The following is a 17,286-nucleotide window of genomic DNA, read 5'->3' on the forward strand; positions in this document are numbered from 1 at the left end:
CCATGGTCGCGCATGTCCGCCGTGAAATCGCCGCCGACGGCACCGAACTGCATCTGGTGCCGATGCCGCCGCCGCGCCTGCCGCGCGTCGCCAAGCGCGACCTCGAACAGGCGTGGGATGCCGCCCGCGAAGCGGCCCGCGCCGGCAATGACGGCCCCGCCCGGGGCTTTCGCTTCACCAATGGACCCGATGTGATCCTGCGCGACCGCGATGCCCGGGCCTGGGCATCCTCGGTCGATCAAATCGCCGATCTCTCGACGCCCCACGGCGTCTCGCTCTGCCTGCGCCTGCTCGGCCTCGTCGCCCTGATCGGCGATGCCGCGTGGCTCGCCCCGTTCATCGACCTCCGGCGCGACGGTAGTGCGCTCGATGGCGCGCTTCTCACCGCCGCCGCCCTGACCGGCTTGACCGAAACCGGCGGTCTCGACGAAAACCAGCTCCGTTCCCTGCTGCTTCCCAGCGCTTCCGAGGACCAGACCCCATGCTCCGCCTGACCCTGATGCTGTCCGCCGTCACCCTGCCGCTCGCCGCGTGCAGCTTCAACGCACCCCGCCCGCAATCGGCTGCCGATCAGGCCAATCTCGCGGCCTGCACCCAGCGGGCCGAAAAGATCAACGCCGCCCGCCACTACGCTTATCTGTCCCGGACCGACCAGTTCGCCACCCCGTTCCTCGGCACACCGAACCAGGATTACATCAGCAACAAACTGGCCCAGCTCCACGATCAGGACGACCGGATCAACAACTGCGTCCACAACGCAAACCCGTCCTATGCCGGTTCGGATGCCAATCTCCCCGAACCCACGATCATCGGTCCCGCCCAGTCACGTTCCCAATAACGCTCCCAGTAATGCCCGTGAACGGGGTACCGACCCGTTCCGCATTGAAACCTCGCGCATGGCTGCCAATGTCCCGTCCCGGTATCAATCAGGCGAGGACTATGGAAAATCACACCTATCGGCTCGTGGAGCTCGTCGGCTCATCCCCTGTCAGCATCGAGGACGCGATCCAGACGGCTCTGACCAAGGCGCACGAAACGCTCCGTCACATCCACTGGTTTCAGGTGTTGGAAACCCGCGGCCATGTCGAAGCCGGCAGGGTGGCCCACTATCAGGTGACGCTCAAAGTCGGCTTCACCATCGAGGACGATGCTGTCTGATCTGACCTCATTGCAGACGGCAATGGCCGCAGTCCTGTCACCGGGACTGCGGCCATTGTTACGAAAAAAGCGGGTGGGTGTCGACGTGATCAGGCCGCCTTGCGGTTGAGGTCGCCCTGCGCGATTTCGGTCAGCTTACGATCGGCCGCATGTTCCTCATCGAGCGTCTTCTGCAGGAGCGGCACGCAATCATTGTGGCCGAGCTGTTTCGCCAGAGCGATCAGGGTGCCGTAGCGGCTCATCTCGTAATGCTCCACCGCCTGCGCCGCCGATGCCATGCCCACATCCATCACGGCCGGATCGGCAATATCGCTCATGACTTCCTTGGCTTCGGCGATGATACCGTCGATCGCTTCGCAGGTAACGCCCTCAGCCGGCTGGCCCAGTTTCTGAAAGATCTCATCGAGCCGGGTGATCTGCTCCTTGGTTTCCTGCAGATGGTGGGTGAAGCCCTGCTTCAGGGCCGGATTCTGCGCCTTGTCGATCATCTTCGGCAGCGCCTTGGTGATCTGGTGTTCGGCGTAATAGATATCCTTCAACGTATGAACGAACAGATCGTCCAGCGTTTTGATCGGCGTTGAAAACAAACCCATGACTGACTCCTGTATTGATTCGAATTGACGCAAAATCCGCGTGAACCATGATTGTCGTTCGGCCTGCAGCGGCATCCGTTCTACATGGTCCCGCCCTGTTCACGTTCCACAAATTGCGCGTATCATTTCAATGAAAAATGAGATAGTCGTTTTGATCCACAAGTCACGAAGCTGACCAGCCCATCTTTCGACCCAAGTAAACGCATTTGAATATTGATAACGAAATCGAATTCAAGGCATCGTCGTGATGTGTAATATTGATCACGGATTGCCTCTCCGGGAATTCATCAATCCTCCGATTGCCGCGTCATGGCGTACTTTCCATATCCGCAATGCCGCGCTGGTCGACCCGAGGCTACGCGGCGCCAACAGATCAGAACAAGGAACCGCACCATGTCCCTCGTCGAACCCGACCAGCCCCCCAGTCAACCTGACGACAACCATGACGAGTCCGACCGGCACCAGTCGATTCGCGAGCGCGCCTATCGCCTGTGGCAGGACGCCGGCTCGCCCGCCGATCGCGATGACGAATTCTGGCATCAGGCTGAAACGGAAATCAAAAATCCGCCTGCGCCGCCCCCGGCGAAACCATCGCCCACCGGAGCGACCCGCACCGGCAAGCCCGGCCGCGCCGCCTGACCTCGCTGCCGGTCAGTGTCGCAAACACCCTGTTGCGGCGCTGACCGGAGCTTATCCCCGCTTGTGCGGTCGCGCTTGCTGTGCCGCCGGATCCTGCGGACGAGTGGGCCGATCGAGCGCCTCACGCACACGGGCCGCGAGTTCCGCCTGCCGGTAGGGTTTGCCCAGCACGTCCATCCCGTGGGCGCGAGGCCCCTGCGCAACCAGATCCTCGATATATCCGGTGGCGAGCAACACCCGCAAACCGGGCACCCGTTGAAGTGCCCGCTCGGCCAGAGCCAGACCGTTCATGCCGCCCGGCATCACGATGTCGGTGAACAGCAGATCGACGTCCGATCCCTCTTGCAGCGCCTGTTCGAGCCGCAGCAAGCCAGCAGCCCCGCTATCGGCGGTCATGACCCGATAGCCGAGCGATGTAAGCTGGCTTTCGGCGATATCGCGGACATCTTCGCTATCATCGACCAGCAGGATCGTTTCCCTGCCACCGACGCTTGCCGCCGGAACCGGGATCGCCTGCGAACGCACCGCCGACCGCGATTCCGGAAACAGCAACCGCATCGTCGTCCCGTTGCCGAGTTCGCTTTCGATTTCGAGCCGCCCGCCTGATTGCCGGGCAAACCCGTGGACCATCGCAAGACCCAGCCCGGTCCCTCGCCCCGGCCCTTTGGTCGTAAAGAACGGCTCGGTGGCACGGCGCAGCACTTCAGGGTCCATCCCCTCGCCACGATCCGAAATCGACAGCACGACGTAACGCCCCGGCGGCAAGTGATTCCCGGGATCGGCCGTGTCGGCGCCCAGGGTCTGCACTCCCGTCCCGATCGTGACGACACCGCCGTCCGACATCGCGTCCCGCGCGTTGACCAGCACATTGAGCAGCGCCATCTCGACCTGGCCGGGATCGACCGTGCACGGCGGCAATGCAAGGTCGAGCCTGAGGTCGATGGTGATGCCCTCGCCGAGCGTTCGCGCGACCATTTCGCCGAATTCGGTGATCAAACTGTTCAGGTTGGTCGGGCGCGGCTCAAGCCTGGTCTTGCGGGCGAAAGCGAGCAACTGCCCGGTTACTTTCGCCGCCTGCCGCGCGCCGCGATCCGCCCGTTCGATCGCCGCCGCCGCCGCTTCGGGCGACTGCTCGATCCGCATCCGGGCAATTTCCAGATTTCCCATCACGACCTGCAGCATGTTGTTGAAATCATGCGCGAGGCCTGCGGTCAGCTGGCCGATCGCCTCCATTTTCTGCGATTGCCGGAACGCATCCTCCGAGGCACGACGCCGCGTGATGTCGAGCTGGCTCGCGAAAAAATACAGCAATTCGCCATCATCGCCATAGATCGGCCCGATGAAGAGCGCGTTCCAGAATGCCGTGCCATCACGGCGGTAGTTGAGGATTTCACCGGCGAACGGTTTGCGCTCCCGGAGTGCCGTGCGGATCTGTTCGACCATATCGCGATCGGTGCGCGCGCCCTGAAGGAAACGACAGTTCCGGCCGAGCAACTCATCCTCGGCATAACCGGTCAGGTCAAGAAATGCGCCGTTCGCGAACATGATCGGGCAGTCCTCGATGTTCGGATCGGCGATGATCATCGGCATCCGGGTCATCGCCACGGCGGCAAAAAACACGTTGCCGCGTGCGCCCAGCCCCGGCTCGCTGATCTGGGATTCCACCCAATGGGTCACGGCCGGCCTGCCGGTCAGATCATCGGCGGTCTGGTCCACCATCCCGCGTGCGGTGACCCCGCTGCTCATCGGGCCATGGTGCCGGTCCATCTCGGGTGTTCCGGGGATGCGCCGGAGCAGCATATCAGCCGGCTCAGGCACCGGGCCGGTATCCCGGTTGTTGGTTCGATCTTTCATCGCAAGGAAATAGGATGGGGTCGCAAGGATGAAAACCTTCGTTCAGATGAAGTCTGGTTTACGTTTCTCCAGAAACGCTGCCATCCCCTCGCGCTGATGCGGCGTGCCGAACAGGGCCAGAAACACCGCGCGCTCGTAGGCCACGCCCTCGGCCAGAGTGGTCTCGAACGCCCGCGAAACGCTGCGTTTGGCCAGCGCCACCGCGACCGGCGAGAGCGATGCGATGGTGGTGGCAACCCGCAGGGCTTCCGCCACAAGCTCGCCGGCCGGCACCACCCGCGCGACCAGATTAGCCCGCTCGGCTTCGGTGGCATCCATCATCCGCCCGGTCAGAACCATGTCCATCGCCTTCGATTTGCCGATCGCGCGGGTCAACCGCTGAGTTCCTCCGGCGCCGGGTATCACCCCGAGATTGATCTCCGGCTGCCCGAATTTCGCGGTATCGGCGGCAATGATCATGTCGCACATCATCGCGAGTTCGCAGCCGCCCCCCAGCGCATAACCCGCAACCGCCGCGATGACCGGCTTGCGGATCGTCGTCACCACTTCCCAGGTCGCGCCGATGAAGTCGTTCATCGCGGTATCGGGGTAGCTGCGGGACTGCATTTCCCGAATATCCGCCCCGGCTGCGAATGCGCGGTCCGAGCCGGTCAGCACGATCGCGCCGATCGCGGGATCGGCGTCGAAATCCCTCAACGCGGTTCCGAGTTCACCCATCAGCTGGTCGCAGAGCGCATTGAGCGCGCTGGGGCGATCGAGCCGGACCAGCGCGACCCGCCCGTGGATTTCGGTCTTCAGCATTTCGAAATTCATCGCTCACTCACCTGTGTTTCATCGCGCCGACAGACGAGACCGGTTGAGCCGGTTCCGCCCGACGCCAAAATGTGATCTCTCAACAAGGGATTACACCATGACCCCTCAGATCCGAAACATCGCCTTCGCCGTCGTCGCCAAAGGGGCGTCGAATATCGGGTCCACCGGCATGAAGGGCACCTCCGCCGACGGCAAGACAAACCCCGGCAAGGCATCTGGCTCGAAAAGCAGCGGCTCGTGAATTAGGGTCGGTAAGGATGAACGATCTGGTCGTGGTGATGAAGGAAGTAGCGCTTCATCACCTCGGCATAGCCCCGATAGATCAGGCCGCCATTTTTCTGAAGGAGCCGCTCGCGCTCGCCCCGATACCAGCGCGGCAGCCGATACCACGGGATGCCCGGCCGTTCATGATGAGCGGCATGCAGATTGTTGAACAGGAACAACAATCCGAACAGGCCGGCCTGTTCCACCGTGGCGGTCCGCCGGTCGGCATCCGGTGCCGCGCGATGCTCGGCGAACGACCGGATCATCAACAACGAAGTCCCCGGCAGCACGAACATCAAGGCATAATGCGCCGGATCGATGCCGCAGATCCCCCATACCCAACCCAATATCAGCCCCGCCACCGGCAGATGCCACGCCCACGCCCGCCGAACCCCCGGTTCATTCCGCCGCCATCGCCCGACCTCCGCCTGCAGGAACCGCGCGATCATCCACACCGGTCCGAACACCAGACGCCCGGCGAGGCAGGATGAGGCGGTGACAATGGCGCGCGCCCAGATCGGCAAAGCCGTCCACGAGGCTGCGGTCCAATAATACGTCTCGGGGTCTTCGAGCGGATCGGTCAGCACATCGTCGCGATGATGCGCAATGTGGAGTGCCGCGTACCGGTCGAACGGCAGAAACAGCGCCAGACCCGGCAGTCCGAGCGCCCGATTGAACCAGGCCAAGCGGGTCGGATGCCCATGGATCAACTCATGCTGGAACGACCCGTGCCATGCCACGACAACCCCGCCCCCGATCACCAGCACCGGCCACGGCAGAGACGCGTAGAACCAGGTGAGACCGACAAACATCGCATAAATCACCGCACCAAGCGCGAGGGTCGGCCATTCGATCCGCGACACCGATCGTTCAGGGCAGTCCAAGACCCGATCTCCAGCCAGTTGCAATCGCACGATCCTATCAGCGAAACGAACTGTTCGATATGTGCGATATGTAGACAGATCACGTCATTTGCTGATATTTCAAACATCATGATGATATCCATCTCCAGTGCCCCCTGATCGCCGGATCTCCGCCCCGGCCTTCCGCGACCGCCTGCTCGAACTGATCGCCGGGCGCGGTCTCACCCAGGCCGCTTTCGCCCGATCCGCGGGTCTTGATCGTTCGACCCTCACCCAATTGCTCAGCGATCACGCGCCCCGCCTGCCGCGCGCCGAAACCCTGGTCGCCATCGCCCTCGCCTGCGGCGTCTCGACCGACTGGCTCCTCGGCCTGAACGGACCCGACCAGAGTGCTCCGCCCAGCGTCGGTGAAGTCATGCAGATCGAAGCGGATGGCGGCCTGCCGATCGACGACCGGATGTTCCAGTGGATGACCGAAGCCGCCGGCGCCAAAATCCGCACGGTCCCGGTCGGCTTCCCCGATCTGCTCAAAACCGGCGAGGTCCTGCATCACGAATATCGCAACGCCGCCGGCGATGCCGCACCGCGCTGGGACAGTGTGGCCAGCCGGCTCGAATACCTCCAGCGCCCCGAGACCGAAATCGAAGCCTGCGCCTCGGTTCAGGCGATCGAGGAATTCGCGGCCGGCCGTGGCATCTGGGCCGGGCTCTCCGCCGCCGACCGCGAAGCCCAGATCGCCCGGATCCGAATTCTCGGCACCGACCTCTACCCGAGTTTCCGCCTCTTCCTGTTCGATCGCCGCCAGCTCTATTCGGTGCCGTTCACCGTGTTCGGCACCGCGCGTGCCGCGGTGTTCATCGGCGGCATCTATTTCGTCTTCACCTGGACCGAACATATCCGCGCCCTGATCCGCCGGTTCGACGATCTCGTGCGCGGCGCCATCGTCCAACCCCCCGATATCGCCGATTTTTTCGCGACCCTGCGCGTCGCGCCGGATTGATCACAATGTCCGAACCGGTCGCGAGCCTCGGCATGTACGACATCCCCGCGCTGCGCCCCGCGCTCGACCGGTTCTGGCACGTGGTCAGCGAAACGCTGCGCAACGCCGATACCCCGATCCCGGCAAGCCTGTCCCACGATGCCCCGCTCGATGAGGTGTGGCGCAATCCCCACCTGATACTGGCCCAGACCTGCGGCCTGCCGCTGATGACCGAATTGCCCGAGGTGCAACTCGTCGCAACCCCCTGTTACGATCTCCCGGAATGCGACGGCCCGCTCTATCGCAGCCTGATCGTCGTCCCCGCATCCTCCCCCGCCGCCACCCTGGCCGACCTGCGGGACCGCCGCGCCGCGATCAACGGATGGAACAGCCAGTCCGGCATGAACGCCCTGCGCGCCGTGATCGCCCCGATCGCCCCGATCACAGGAACCGCACGCTTTTTCTCGGCTGTCGAGGTCACCTCCAGTCACCGCGCCAGCCTCGCCGCGCTGCAATCGGGCCGCGCCGATGTCGCCGCGATCGACTGTGTCACCCACGGCCTGCTCGCCCGCTACGAACCCGCGTCCCTCACCGGTACCCGCATCCTCGCCAGATCACCCCAGACGCCCGGTCTGCCGCTGATCACCGCCGCAGGGACCTCACCCGATCTGCTTGCCCGCCTGCGCGATGCGCTGGCCCGCGCGGCGTCAGATGCCACCGGCAAAGCGATCCATTGGCGCGGCCTCGAAAGTCTCACCCGTGCCGATTACGCCCCGATCCTCGCGATGCGCGCCGATGCCGTGGCCCTTGGTTATCCGGAGTTGCGCTGACACAGCGATTGCGTGCAGGATCGGAGCAGCCATCATGCGGGATCGGCTGGCAGGGGAGGCAACATGCGTATCGAGACCACGCCGTTTCGCGTCGAACCCGGCAGCGGCTTCAAGCTCCGCCGCCACCCGACGCGGATCGACCCACCGTTCAAGGGCAAAAAGGACTACAAGGGCCTGCTCAAGCAGCATGTCGAACGGCTCAGCGACCTGCAACAACGTCTCTACGCAGCCAACCGCCACGCCATCCTGCTGATCTTTCAGGCGATGGACGCCGCCGGCAAGGACGGGGTGATCCGGCACGTCATGTCCGGCGTCAACCCGCAGGGCTGCCAAGTGTTCAGCTTCAAGCACCCGAGCGCGCTCGAACTCCAGCACGATTTCCTCTGGCGCACCACGCGCGACCTGCCGGAACGGGGCCGGATCGGCATTTTCAACCGCTCCTATTACGAGGAAGTGCTGATCGCCCGCGTCCACCCCGAAATCCTCGCCAGCGAATCCCTGCCCGACCCGCCACACCCGCCGGATGCGGTCTGGCCCGCGCGCTACCGCTCGATCGTCGATCTCGAACATCACCTGAGCACCAACGGCACCAAAATCATCAAGTTCTTCCTGCATCTCTCAAAGGACGAACAACGCCGCCGCTTCATCGACCGGATCGACGATCCGGCAAAGAACTGGAAATTCAGCACCGCCGACCTTGAGGAACGCAAATACTGGGATCAGTACATGACCGCCTACGAGGCCTGTCTCGGGGCCACCAGCGCCACCCACGCGCCGTGGTATGCGGTCCCCGCCGATGACAAGCACACCGCTCGGCTCATCGTATCGCAGGTCATCGTCGAGGCTCTCGAAGCCCTCGACATGAGTTTCCCGCACGTCACCCCGGAGCGCCGCGCCGAACTCCAGGACATTCGCAGGCAGTTGGCCGCGTGACCCACGCCCGCATCACTTCATTCAGGGCCGATCACCCCCCATGAGCGTCCAGTCGCCCGACCGGCCCGCAATCGGCTCAGCCGACGCCCCTCCGGCAGTGCCGATCTATCGCGCACTCCTGCCCGGCGCCGATGCCCTGCTGCCCTACCTGCGGATCATCGACGCCAACCGCCACTACGCCAACCGGGGCGAACTGGTCCGCCGGCTCGAAACCCGGCTCCGCGAACGGATCGCCGCACCGGGATGCGCGGTCCTCACCGCCGCGTCGGGTACCGCCGCCCTGCAGGCGGCGATCCTCGCCCAGACGGGCCGGGCCGATCCCGCACGGCCCTTCGCCCTGATCGCAGGCTACACCTTCGTCGCCACTGCCATGGCCGCCGAAGCCTGCGGCTACACCCCGGTCTTCGTCGATATCGACCCGGCGACCTGGGCGATCGATCCCGCAACCCTCCGCCGCCACGATCGGCTTGCGCGCACCGGCATCGTGCTGGCGGTCGCCCCCTATGGCCGCCCGCACGATCAACAAGCCTGGGTCGATTTCGCATCCTCGACCGGCGTACCGGTCGTGATCGACGCCGCCGCCTCGTTCGAGGCACTGATGCAAAACCCGGCCACCCTGACCGGCACCGTGCCGGTCGTCCTCAGTTTCCATGCGACCAAGGCCTTCGCGACCGGCGAAGGCGGTGCCGTGATCTGGTCCGATATCGAAGGCCTGAAACGCTGCGCCCGGGCGATGAATTTCGGCTTCCTCTACAGCCGCGAAAGCCGCGCGGCCGGTTTCAACGGCAAGATGAGCGAGTACCATGCCGCCATCGGTCTTGCCGCGCTCGATGGCTGGGACGCCACCGCGGCAGCATCGGCACGTCTCGCGGCACGCTACCGCGCCATAGCCATGCGCGCCGGCCTTGGCGACCGGCTGATCCTCGCGCCCGAAATCGCCTCGAACTACGCCCTGTTCCGTGCCGACTCACGCTCGGACCCCCTCGCCTCATGCGCCTGCCTCGAAGCGGCGGCGATCGAGCACCGGTTCTGGTATGGTCCGGGCCTGCATCGCGAACCCTATTTCGCGGCACACCGGCCAGCGGCACTGCCCGCTACCGAAGCCTGCGCCGCCGCCCTGCTCGGCATTCCCGTCTTCCCCGATATCGACGAGCCGGCGATCGAACGGATCATCGCCGCGCTCGCACGGACCGCACCATGAACGCCAGCACACAAGTCCAGCCTCTCGTCCTTTACGGCGCAACCGGACATGCCCTGTCGGTCCGCGCCCAGATCGAACGCGTCTTCGCCGCCAGAAATCACCACATCGTCGCCTATATCGACGACCATCACCCGGGCGGCGAACTCGCGGGCGCACCGGTCGTGACGTTCGACGAATGGCAGGTCCGCTTCCGCGAAATTCCGGTGATCGTCACGATCGGCGAGCCCCGCGCCCGCCGCGCCCTCGCCGAACGGATCGAAGCCGCCGGGGGCCGGTTTGCCTCGATGTGCGGGGACTGGCCCTCGATCGCAGCCGATTTCACCTATGGCGAGGGCAGCTTCACCGGCGGCCCGAACTATATTGGCCCCAATGTCAGCATCGGCCGCCACGTCCAGATCCAGCCGATGACCACACTCGCCCATGACGCGAGGGTGGGCGACTATTCGACAATCTGCACCTCGAACATCGCCGGCTGGGTGCTGATCGGCGACGAGGTCTTCATCGGCGTCGGCGCGGCGATCGTGAACGGCACGGCGTCCCGACCGATCCAGATCGGGCAGGGCGCGGTGATCTATGCCGGCGCGGTGGTGACAAAATCGGTGCCGCCGGGCATGAAAGTGGCTGGAAATCCGGCCCGGGATGTCAGCCTCGCCGCCGCCCGCCGCCGTCGCGGCACCCGGCCCCTGACGGACCCCGTCTGATGAAGATCTTCATCCTGTCGCGTAACCGCCCGATCTTTCTCTGGGCCTGCCTCGACAGCCTCTATCGTCACACCCGCACCCCCTGCCGCTTCATCCTGATCGATTCCGCTTCGGACGACCCGCTGATCCGCCCGGTGATCGAAGGCTTCGAACGGCGCGGCATGCTGGCCGAAATCGTCTGGCTCAAACGCAACGACGCAACGATGGTCCGCGCCGCGATCGTCGAGCGTCTTGATGAAACGGACGAATTATTCGCCTTCATCGAGTCCGACGTCGTTCTCCTGCCCGGCTCGATCGGGTGCTGGGTCGCGCGAATGGCCGAGCTGATGGCCGATCCCAGGCTCGCCATGCTCGGCTCGCTGATCGATCCCGACGATTTCGTCAGCCTCGATCAGGCCCGCATCGCGGCACCGCACCTCACCGAATACGAGTTGCGCGACATCACCCATCATGAGGACCCCGAAGCCCGCCGTCACCGCCCCGATCCGGGGCAGGCGGTGTTCTCGCCCCATAATCCCGCCGGTCGCCTCCTCATGATCCGGACCGAGGCGGTGCGCCGTGCCGGCGGTGCCACCGATTCGGACCTGCACGATCGCCTGTTCGAACTCGGCTACACGACCGGCATCAGCACCGAAGTGCGCCATCGTCATCTCTCGCTGCTGAATGTCTATGATTATCCGGCCTACGACATGAATGCCCGCAACGCCTACATGTACAGCCTGACCTACAAGGCGCAGGCCGAGCAGGCGATCATGGCGGGGCTTGAACAGAGCGGGCGCATCACCACCGAGCCCGATCTGCATGTCGTGGCCGACGGCGTGCGGATCGATGCCGAGCGACTCGATCGGGTGTATCGCTTCACCGTACCGGATGCGGCTGAAATCACTCTGACATGCCGGCGCGGTTTTGCCCTGCAGTCGGTCGATCGCCGCCCCCTCGGCGTTTCGCTCGGCAGCCTGATCCTCGACGGGGTGGAGCGCCTGTTCGATCCGCAACTTCAGCGCGGCTGGTATCCTGCTGAATCCGCATGGCGCTGGACCGCGGGCCGCGCCGAACTACCGCAGGTCCACAGCATCGAACTCACCGTCGTCGGCTCGGTCAGCTATCAGACCGACCCGATCGAGCCTATGACAGATCGGCAACCTTAAGTAGATAACAATTTGTGGTAAGTCGAAAAATAGAATTGTCCAGAAACTCACTGGGCATTGCATCTGAACGCCGAGAAATTTACTGACCTGGCCGCACATCGTTATTTGACATCGTTACATTACTTGAGATAGATGAACTCTGTGCAATCTTCCTGACCTCAGGTCCGTTGCCGAAAAATTCAAAACGTGATCGCGCTCTGCGATCGACGTGCCTGACTGTTCAACAGGGTAGTGGGAGATATTTCAATGTATTCTTTTCGATTTTCCAGCATTCTCGCCGGTGTGCTTGCCCTTGGTATAGCAGGAGCAGGCACGGCGGTCGCCGCACCGATGACGGCATCGGTCAGTTTGACCAGCGGCAGTTTTTCAGTTGGTGGCGGCGGAGCGTCGGTTAGCGGCCTCAACGGAACCTATACAAATTACGCCACAGGCGACTTCAGCTTCTCGAACGATTTCCCCTCATCCACCACACCGTATAATCTGACCCTCGGCGGTGCCATCTATGTCGGTAACACGCCGGTCCTCAGCGGTACCTCCGGCGTGTTTACCAGTTCCCTCGGCAACCTCACCGGCGCGATCGAAGCATTGTCGATCGGCGGGACCACCGCCTACGATCCGGCTCTGGTCACGGTCATCGATACCATCCTGCTCAGCGGGCAGAATCCCGGTAGTGTCAGTTACGATGGGTTCAGCCTCAGCTACTACTACCACGTCGACTCATCGTCCTCTTCGGGCGCCTCCGGCATCTTTGCCGTCGGGACTAATAACAATCTCGGCCTCGGCACCGATTCCGGCAGTTTCTCCGCAAGCGCGACACTGACGGACGTTCCGGAGCCCGGTTCGTTGCTTCTGCTCGCTTCCGGGCTGCTCGGTCTTGCCGTGGTTCGCCGCCGCCGCATCATCTGATCGCCTTCCTGAAGCGGTGTTCGGATTGACGGGTCCGCTGCGGCGGACCCGTTCTTCGTTCCGCCTCCGACCCTGATATCTCGCCCCGGCGGCAATTGACATCGCAGCAGCGGCAGCGGACACCATACGGACCGCACCCCACCGAGTCGCTGACCAAGTGGGGCAAACGGCAGATGGAGGCCCTGATCATCCCGGACGACATGCGATCGGCGACAACCTCCCGCCAGCCTGAACAGATCCTTCACACCGTTTTCGGCCATGGCGGGTTTCGCGGCGAGCAAAGCGAGATCGTCCGTCATGTCGTGGCCGGCGGCGATGCGCTCATCCTGATGCCGACCGGCGGCGGCAAGTCGATCTGCTATCAATTGCCGTCGCTCTGCCGCGACGGCGTCGGGATCGTGGTCTCGCCGCTCATTGCGCTCATGCGCAATCAGGTCGAGGCGTTGCGCCAGCTCGGCGTCCGGGCCGCCGCGCTCAATTCGAGCCTCGATGCCGGGGAGCGCGCCCGGGTCCGGGCCGATCTCCGCGCTGGCCGGCTCGATCTGCTCTACGTCGCGCCGGAGCGGCTGGTGTCGCCCGACTTCATGGATATGCTGGCCGAAATCGACATCGCATTGTTCGCGATCGACGAAGCCCATTGCATCAGCCAGTGGGGACACGATTTCCGGCCGGAATATCTCCAGCTCGCCGCCCTGGGCACGCGGTTTCCCGGCGTGCCGCGCCTTGCCCTGACCGCAACCGCCGATCCCCAGACCCGCGAGGATATCCGCCGCCGGCTCGATCTCGGCGATGCCCGGCTGTTTCTCGCGAGTTTCGACCGGCCGAATATTTTCTACAACATCGCGCTCAAGACCGAACCGAAGCGACAATTGCTGGCGTTTCTCAAGCGCCACCCCGGCGAGAGCGGCATCGTCTACTGCCTCAGCCGCGCCACAGTGGATGAAACCGCCGCCTGGCTCACCGCGCAGGGGATCAACGCGCTCGCCTATCATGCTGGACTGGAATCGGGCCTGCGCAGCCGCCGTCAGGATGCGTTCCTTGCCGATGACGGGCTGGTGCTGGTCGCGACCATCGCTTTCGGCATGGGGATCGACAAGCCCGATGTCAGGTTCGTCGCGCATCTCGACCTGCCGTCGAGCCTGGAAGCCTATTATCAGGAAACCGGACGCGCCGGGCGGGACGGCCAGCCCGCCGAGACGCTGCTGCTCTACGGCTTGCAGGACGTGACGCTGCGCCGCCGGATGATCGATCAGGGCGATGCGCCGGAGGCGGTCAAGCGGGTCGAGCGCAGCAAGCTCGATGCGCTGCTCGGGGTCTGCGAGACCGCCTCATGCCGGCGCCGCGCCATCCTGCTGCATTTCGGCGAAGCGCCGCCGATGAATTGCGGCCATTGCGATAATTGCGTCACCGCGGTCGAGACCTGGGATGCCACGCTGGCGGTCCGCAAGGCGCTTTCGGCGGTCCTGCGCACCGGCCAGCGCTTCGGCGTGGGTCATCTGACCGATGTGCTGCTCGGCACCGCGACGGAAAAGATCATCCGGTTCGGTCACGACAAGCTGCCGACCTTCGGCGTCGGGGTTGAGCTCGATCGCAGGCAATGGGCCTCGGTGTTCCGTCAGATGGTGGTGGCCGGGATCGTCGCGGTCGATCACGACCAGTTCGGCGCCTTGTGCACCACCGAGCTGTCCGGCCCGATCCTGCGCGGTGCCGAGAGCGTGCAGTTCCGGCGGGACAAACCGGCGGAGAAGACGGTCGCGGGGCGATCGTCGCGTCCGCGCCCGCTATCCCCAGCCGGGGCGGCACCGGGGTCGGAGGCGATTTTCGAGGCGTTGCGGGCCAGGCGGAAACAGCTTGCCACCGCGCAGGGCGTTCCGGCCTATGTCATTTTCCATGATGCGACCCTGATCGCGCTGGCCTCGGTCAAGCCCCGCAGCCGGAGCGAGATGGAAGCGATTCCGGGCATGGGGCGCAGCAAGATCGAGCGCTACGGCGATGCGATCCTTGAAACTTTAGCCGGCGCACGAGAAATTGGCATTCACAAATTAACAATTTAGCTATAATCTAAGTATGACCACCGCACGAGGCCCCTTCAGGGACAGATGATGACATTGACGCCGTCCGCCGAACCGATCCATCCCCCGCAACTGCACGATCAGGCACCTGAATTTCAGGCCCGCACCACGATGGGTATGCGTGCCCTGTCGGATTACCGGGGGCAGTGGCTGTTGTTCTTTTCGCATCCGGCGGATTTCACCCCGGTCTGCGCCAGTGAGTTCATCGCCTTCGCCCGCGCCGCCGATCAGTTCGCGGCCCTCGACTGCGCGCTGCTCGCTTTGTCGGTCGACAGTCTCTATTCGCATCTCGCCTGGCTGCGGAGCATCAAGATGCAGTTCGGGGTCGAGATTCCGTTTCCGGTGATCGAGGACCCATCGATGGTGATCGCCCGGAGCTACGGCATGATCGCGCCGCATGCGCCGGATACCGCGCTGATCCGCGCGGTGTTCGTGATCGATCCGATCGGCGTGGTTCGGTCGATCCTGTGGTACCCGATGACCACGGGGCGTAATATCGATGAACTGCTCCGGCTGGTGACCGCGCTCAAGACCAGCGATGCCCATCATGTCTCGACCCCGGCGGGGTGGCGGCCCGGCGATGACGTGATCATGCCGCCGCCGCAATCGGCGGAGGGGCTTTATGCGCCCACCGGTCCGGGGCAGGATTGGTATTACCGGACCGGGCCGCTGCCCACCACGCCTGCGTTGAAGGCGAAACGGGCATGAGCGGGGTTGCGGAGCCGATCGATGTGGTCAAGGCGGCGCAGGTGCTGCGTTCGCTGGCCAATGCGGTGCGGTTGCGGATCGTGCTGTATCTGCTCCACGGCGAGCAGGCGGTGGGCGACCTTGAGTCCGCGCTTGAAATCCGCCAGCCCAATTTGTCGCAGCAACTGGCCGAATTGCGCGATGCAGGGCTGGTGACCGCGCGGCGGGATTCGCGGGCGATGATTTACAGTATCGCCGATGACGAACAGAAGCGCCTGATCGCGGCGTTGCTGGTGGGGTTCGGCGGGGAGCCTATTCAGAACGAGGCATCGCAGGCGGCACCCCCGACGCCCGCGGCGCCACCGGCGCATCGGCAGGTCGCGATGTTCGCCACCGTGGGCAAGCGGCGCTGATCAGGTCGCGGGCTGCGGGCGGGTGCGGCGGCGGAGCTCGTTCAGGGTGAAATAGCCGAGGGCGGCGGCGGGGGCGGCGGCACCGACCAGCGCGACCAGGGGCCAGCCGCCGTGGATCAGGAGCGCGCTCGCGAGTGCCGAGCCAAGCGCGCCGCCGCCGAAGAAGGCGGCCATGTAGGCGCCGTTGAGCCGGGCGCGGAGTTCGGGGGCTAGGGCGTAGATCGCGCGCTGGCCCAGGACGTTGTTGGCCTGGACGCCGAAATCGAGCGCGACGCCGGCAAGGGCCAGCAGGACCACGCTGTGGAGGTCCGCGCCGAGAGCCGAGATGCCGAACGAGGCGAGGACGAGGGCGAGGGAGACGGCGCTGCCGATCCGCCCGTAGCCGGCATCCGCGAGGCGGCCGGCGAGGGGGGCCGAGATCGCGCCGGCGGCACCGACCAGCGCGAAGACCGCGATGCCGAACTGGGTGTAGTGGAATTGTTCGGTGAGGTAGATCGGCACGGCGGTCCAGTAGAGGCTGAACACACCGAAGGCGGCGCATTGGTAGGCGGCGCGGCGGCGGAGGGTGGGTTCGGTCGCGTAGAGTTTGAACATGCTCAGGATGAGCGCGCCGTAGCGTTCGCGCGATTTGGGGACGACGCGGGGTAGTTTGCGGCGGAGGACCAGAAACAGGATCGCCATGCCCGCTGCCGAGAGGGCGAAGACGGCGCGCCAGCCGATCGTGTAGGCGATCAGGCTCGCGACCGGGCGGGCGAGCAGGATGCCGAAGACGAGGCCACCCATGACGTTGCCGACGACGCGGCCACGGGTTTTATCCGGCGTGAGGGTCGCGATCATGGGGACGAGGATTTGAACCGTGCTGGAACAGAGGCCGATCAGCAGGGCGGCGGCGAGAAAGATTGGCCAGGTCCAGGCGGCGGCGGCGAAGGCGAGGGCGATGACGGCGCCGGCGATCAGGCGGGTGCTGAGGGCGCGGTTTTCGATCAGGTCGCCGAGCGGGACCAGAAGCAGGAGGCCGGTTGCGTAGCCGAGCTGGGTGAAGGTGACCAGAAGGCTCGCGATGGATTTGGGCAGATGAAGCGAGGGGGCGATCAGGCCGACCAGCGGCTGGGCGTAATAGAGGTTGGCGACGACCGCGCCGGCGGCGATGGCGTAGAGCGCGACCAGCCCGGCCGTGGGGGCGGCTGGTTCGTTCGTCTGATTGTTCGACATGGCGTGGGATATGACCTTGT

General features: G+C 64.6%; 20 protein-coding genes. 15 read left to right on the forward strand and 5 right to left on the reverse strand.

Features of this window, described 5'->3' with window-relative positions; all coding sequences use genetic code 11:
• Positions 1-2 precede the first annotated feature (2 nt).
• The 3 genes from SIL87_RS09905 (at position 3) to SIL87_RS09915 (ending at position 1,158) form a co-directional block, all read left to right on the forward strand.
• Positions 3-494, forward strand: a complete 492-nt coding sequence (locus tag SIL87_RS09905; protein WP_319614010.1) for a hypothetical protein — start codon at positions 3-5, stop codon at positions 492-494.
• Complete coding sequence (locus tag SIL87_RS09910; RefSeq protein WP_319614011.1) at positions 482-838, forward strand: hypothetical protein; 357 nt, start codon at positions 482-484, stop codon at positions 836-838. The genes SIL87_RS09905 and SIL87_RS09910 overlap by 13 nt, the downstream gene beginning before the upstream one ends.
• A 101-nt stretch (positions 839-939) precedes the next feature.
• Positions 940-1,158: a dodecin gene (locus SIL87_RS09915; RefSeq protein ID WP_319614012.1), complete on the forward strand. Its 219-nt coding sequence runs from the start codon at positions 940-942 to the stop codon at positions 1,156-1,158.
• Positions 1,159-1,247: 89 nt separating this feature from the next.
• Here the strand turns inward: SIL87_RS09915 and SIL87_RS09920 are convergent, their stop codons facing one another.
• The gene (locus SIL87_RS09920) at positions 1,248-1,751 is read right to left on the reverse strand and encodes a YciE/YciF ferroxidase family protein (RefSeq protein WP_319614013.1); all 504 of its coding nucleotides are present in this window, start codon (positions 1,749-1,751) and stop codon (positions 1,248-1,250) included.
• A gap of 393 nt (positions 1,752-2,144) precedes the next feature.
• On the opposite strand from SIL87_RS09920, the gene SIL87_RS09925 reads away from it, so the two are divergent.
• Complete coding sequence (locus tag SIL87_RS09925; RefSeq protein ID WP_319614014.1) at positions 2,145-2,390, forward strand: DUF2934 domain-containing protein; 246 nt, start codon at positions 2,145-2,147, stop codon at positions 2,388-2,390.
• 51 nt (positions 2,391-2,441) lie between these two features.
• Here SIL87_RS09925 and SIL87_RS09930 read toward each other — a convergent pair whose 3' ends face one another.
• Together SIL87_RS09930 and SIL87_RS09935 are read right to left on the reverse strand one after the other, a co-directional pair.
• A complete protein-coding gene (locus SIL87_RS09930; RefSeq protein ID WP_319614015.1) occupies positions 2,442-4,208 on the reverse strand; it encodes a histidine kinase famiy protein in 1,767 nt (588 codons plus the stop codon).
• Between the two features lie 78 nt (positions 4,209-4,286).
• On the reverse strand, positions 4,287-5,057 hold the full coding sequence (locus tag SIL87_RS09935) for an enoyl-CoA hydratase (protein WP_319614016.1): 771 nt from the start codon (positions 5,055-5,057) through the stop codon (positions 4,287-4,289).
• A gap of 97 nt (positions 5,058-5,154) precedes the next feature.
• On the opposite strand from SIL87_RS09935, the gene SIL87_RS09940 reads away from it, so the two are divergent.
• A complete protein-coding gene (locus SIL87_RS09940) occupies positions 5,155-5,298 on the forward strand; it encodes a hypothetical protein (RefSeq protein ID WP_319614017.1) in 144 nt (47 codons plus the stop codon).
• Between the two features lies 1 nt (position 5,299).
• On the opposite strand, the gene SIL87_RS09945 is transcribed toward SIL87_RS09940, so the two are convergent.
• Positions 5,300-6,184 (reverse strand): fatty acid desaturase, encoded by an 885-nt coding sequence (locus tag SIL87_RS09945; RefSeq protein WP_319614018.1) that lies wholly within the window; start codon positions 6,182-6,184, stop codon positions 5,300-5,302.
• Positions 6,185-6,332: 148 nt separating this feature from the next.
• On the opposite strand from SIL87_RS09945, the gene SIL87_RS09950 reads away from it, so the two are divergent.
• The 10 genes from SIL87_RS09950 to SIL87_RS09995 all read left to right on the forward strand — a co-directional run bounded on the left by SIL87_RS09950 (position 6,333) and on the right by SIL87_RS09995 (position 16,054).
• On the forward strand, positions 6,333-7,184 hold the full coding sequence (locus SIL87_RS09950) for a helix-turn-helix domain-containing protein (protein ID WP_319614019.1): 852 nt from the start codon (positions 6,333-6,335) through the stop codon (positions 7,182-7,184).
• Positions 7,185-7,189: 5 nt separating this feature from the next.
• Positions 7,190-7,993 (forward strand): phosphate/phosphite/phosphonate ABC transporter substrate-binding protein, encoded by an 804-nt coding sequence (locus SIL87_RS09955; protein WP_319614020.1) that lies wholly within the window; start codon positions 7,190-7,192, stop codon positions 7,991-7,993.
• Positions 7,994-8,056: 63 nt separating this feature from the next.
• Positions 8,057-8,926 (forward strand): ADP-polyphosphate phosphotransferase, encoded by an 870-nt coding sequence (locus SIL87_RS09960; protein WP_319614021.1) that lies wholly within the window; start codon positions 8,057-8,059, stop codon positions 8,924-8,926.
• A 40-nt stretch (positions 8,927-8,966) separates the two neighbouring features.
• Positions 8,967-10,127 carry a DegT/DnrJ/EryC1/StrS family aminotransferase gene (locus SIL87_RS09965; RefSeq protein WP_319614022.1) on the forward strand — a complete coding sequence of 387 codons (1,161 nt, stop codon included), beginning with the start codon at positions 8,967-8,969 and terminating at the stop codon, positions 10,125-10,127.
• Complete coding sequence (locus SIL87_RS09970) at positions 10,124-10,828, forward strand: PglD-related sugar-binding protein (RefSeq protein WP_319614023.1); 705 nt, start codon at positions 10,124-10,126, stop codon at positions 10,826-10,828. Before SIL87_RS09965 ends, SIL87_RS09970 begins: the two co-directional genes overlap by 4 nt.
• A complete protein-coding gene (locus SIL87_RS09975) occupies positions 10,828-11,976 on the forward strand; it encodes a glycosyltransferase family 2 protein (RefSeq protein ID WP_319614024.1) in 1,149 nt (382 codons plus the stop codon). The genes SIL87_RS09970 and SIL87_RS09975 overlap by 1 nt, the downstream gene beginning before the upstream one ends.
• Positions 11,977-12,222: 246 nt before the next feature.
• Positions 12,223-12,882: a PEP-CTERM sorting domain-containing protein gene (locus tag SIL87_RS09980; protein WP_319614025.1), complete on the forward strand. Its 660-nt coding sequence runs from the start codon at positions 12,223-12,225 to the stop codon at positions 12,880-12,882.
• A 173-nt stretch (positions 12,883-13,055) separates the two neighbouring features.
• Positions 13,056-14,936 carry a DNA helicase RecQ gene (gene recQ / locus SIL87_RS09985; RefSeq protein WP_319614026.1) on the forward strand — a complete coding sequence of 627 codons (1,881 nt, stop codon included), beginning with the start codon at positions 13,056-13,058 and terminating at the stop codon, positions 14,934-14,936.
• Between the two features lie 48 nt (positions 14,937-14,984).
• Positions 14,985-15,662, forward strand: a complete 678-nt coding sequence (locus SIL87_RS09990) for a peroxiredoxin (RefSeq protein ID WP_405055263.1) — start codon at positions 14,985-14,987, stop codon at positions 15,660-15,662.
• On the forward strand, positions 15,659-16,054 hold the full coding sequence (locus SIL87_RS09995) for an ArsR/SmtB family transcription factor (RefSeq protein WP_319614028.1): 396 nt from the start codon (positions 15,659-15,661) through the stop codon (positions 16,052-16,054). The genes SIL87_RS09990 and SIL87_RS09995 overlap by 4 nt, the downstream gene beginning before the upstream one ends.
• On the opposite strand, the gene SIL87_RS10000 is transcribed toward SIL87_RS09995, so the two are convergent.
• Positions 16,055-17,266, reverse strand: a complete 1,212-nt coding sequence (locus SIL87_RS10000) for an MFS transporter (RefSeq protein WP_319614029.1) — start codon at positions 17,264-17,266, stop codon at positions 16,055-16,057.
• Positions 17,267-17,286 lie beyond the last annotated feature (20 nt).

The sequence above is a fragment of the Acidiphilium acidophilum genome, assembly GCF_033842475.1.
GTDB lineage: Bacteria > Pseudomonadota > Alphaproteobacteria > Acetobacterales > Acetobacteraceae > Acidiphilium > Acidiphilium acidophilum.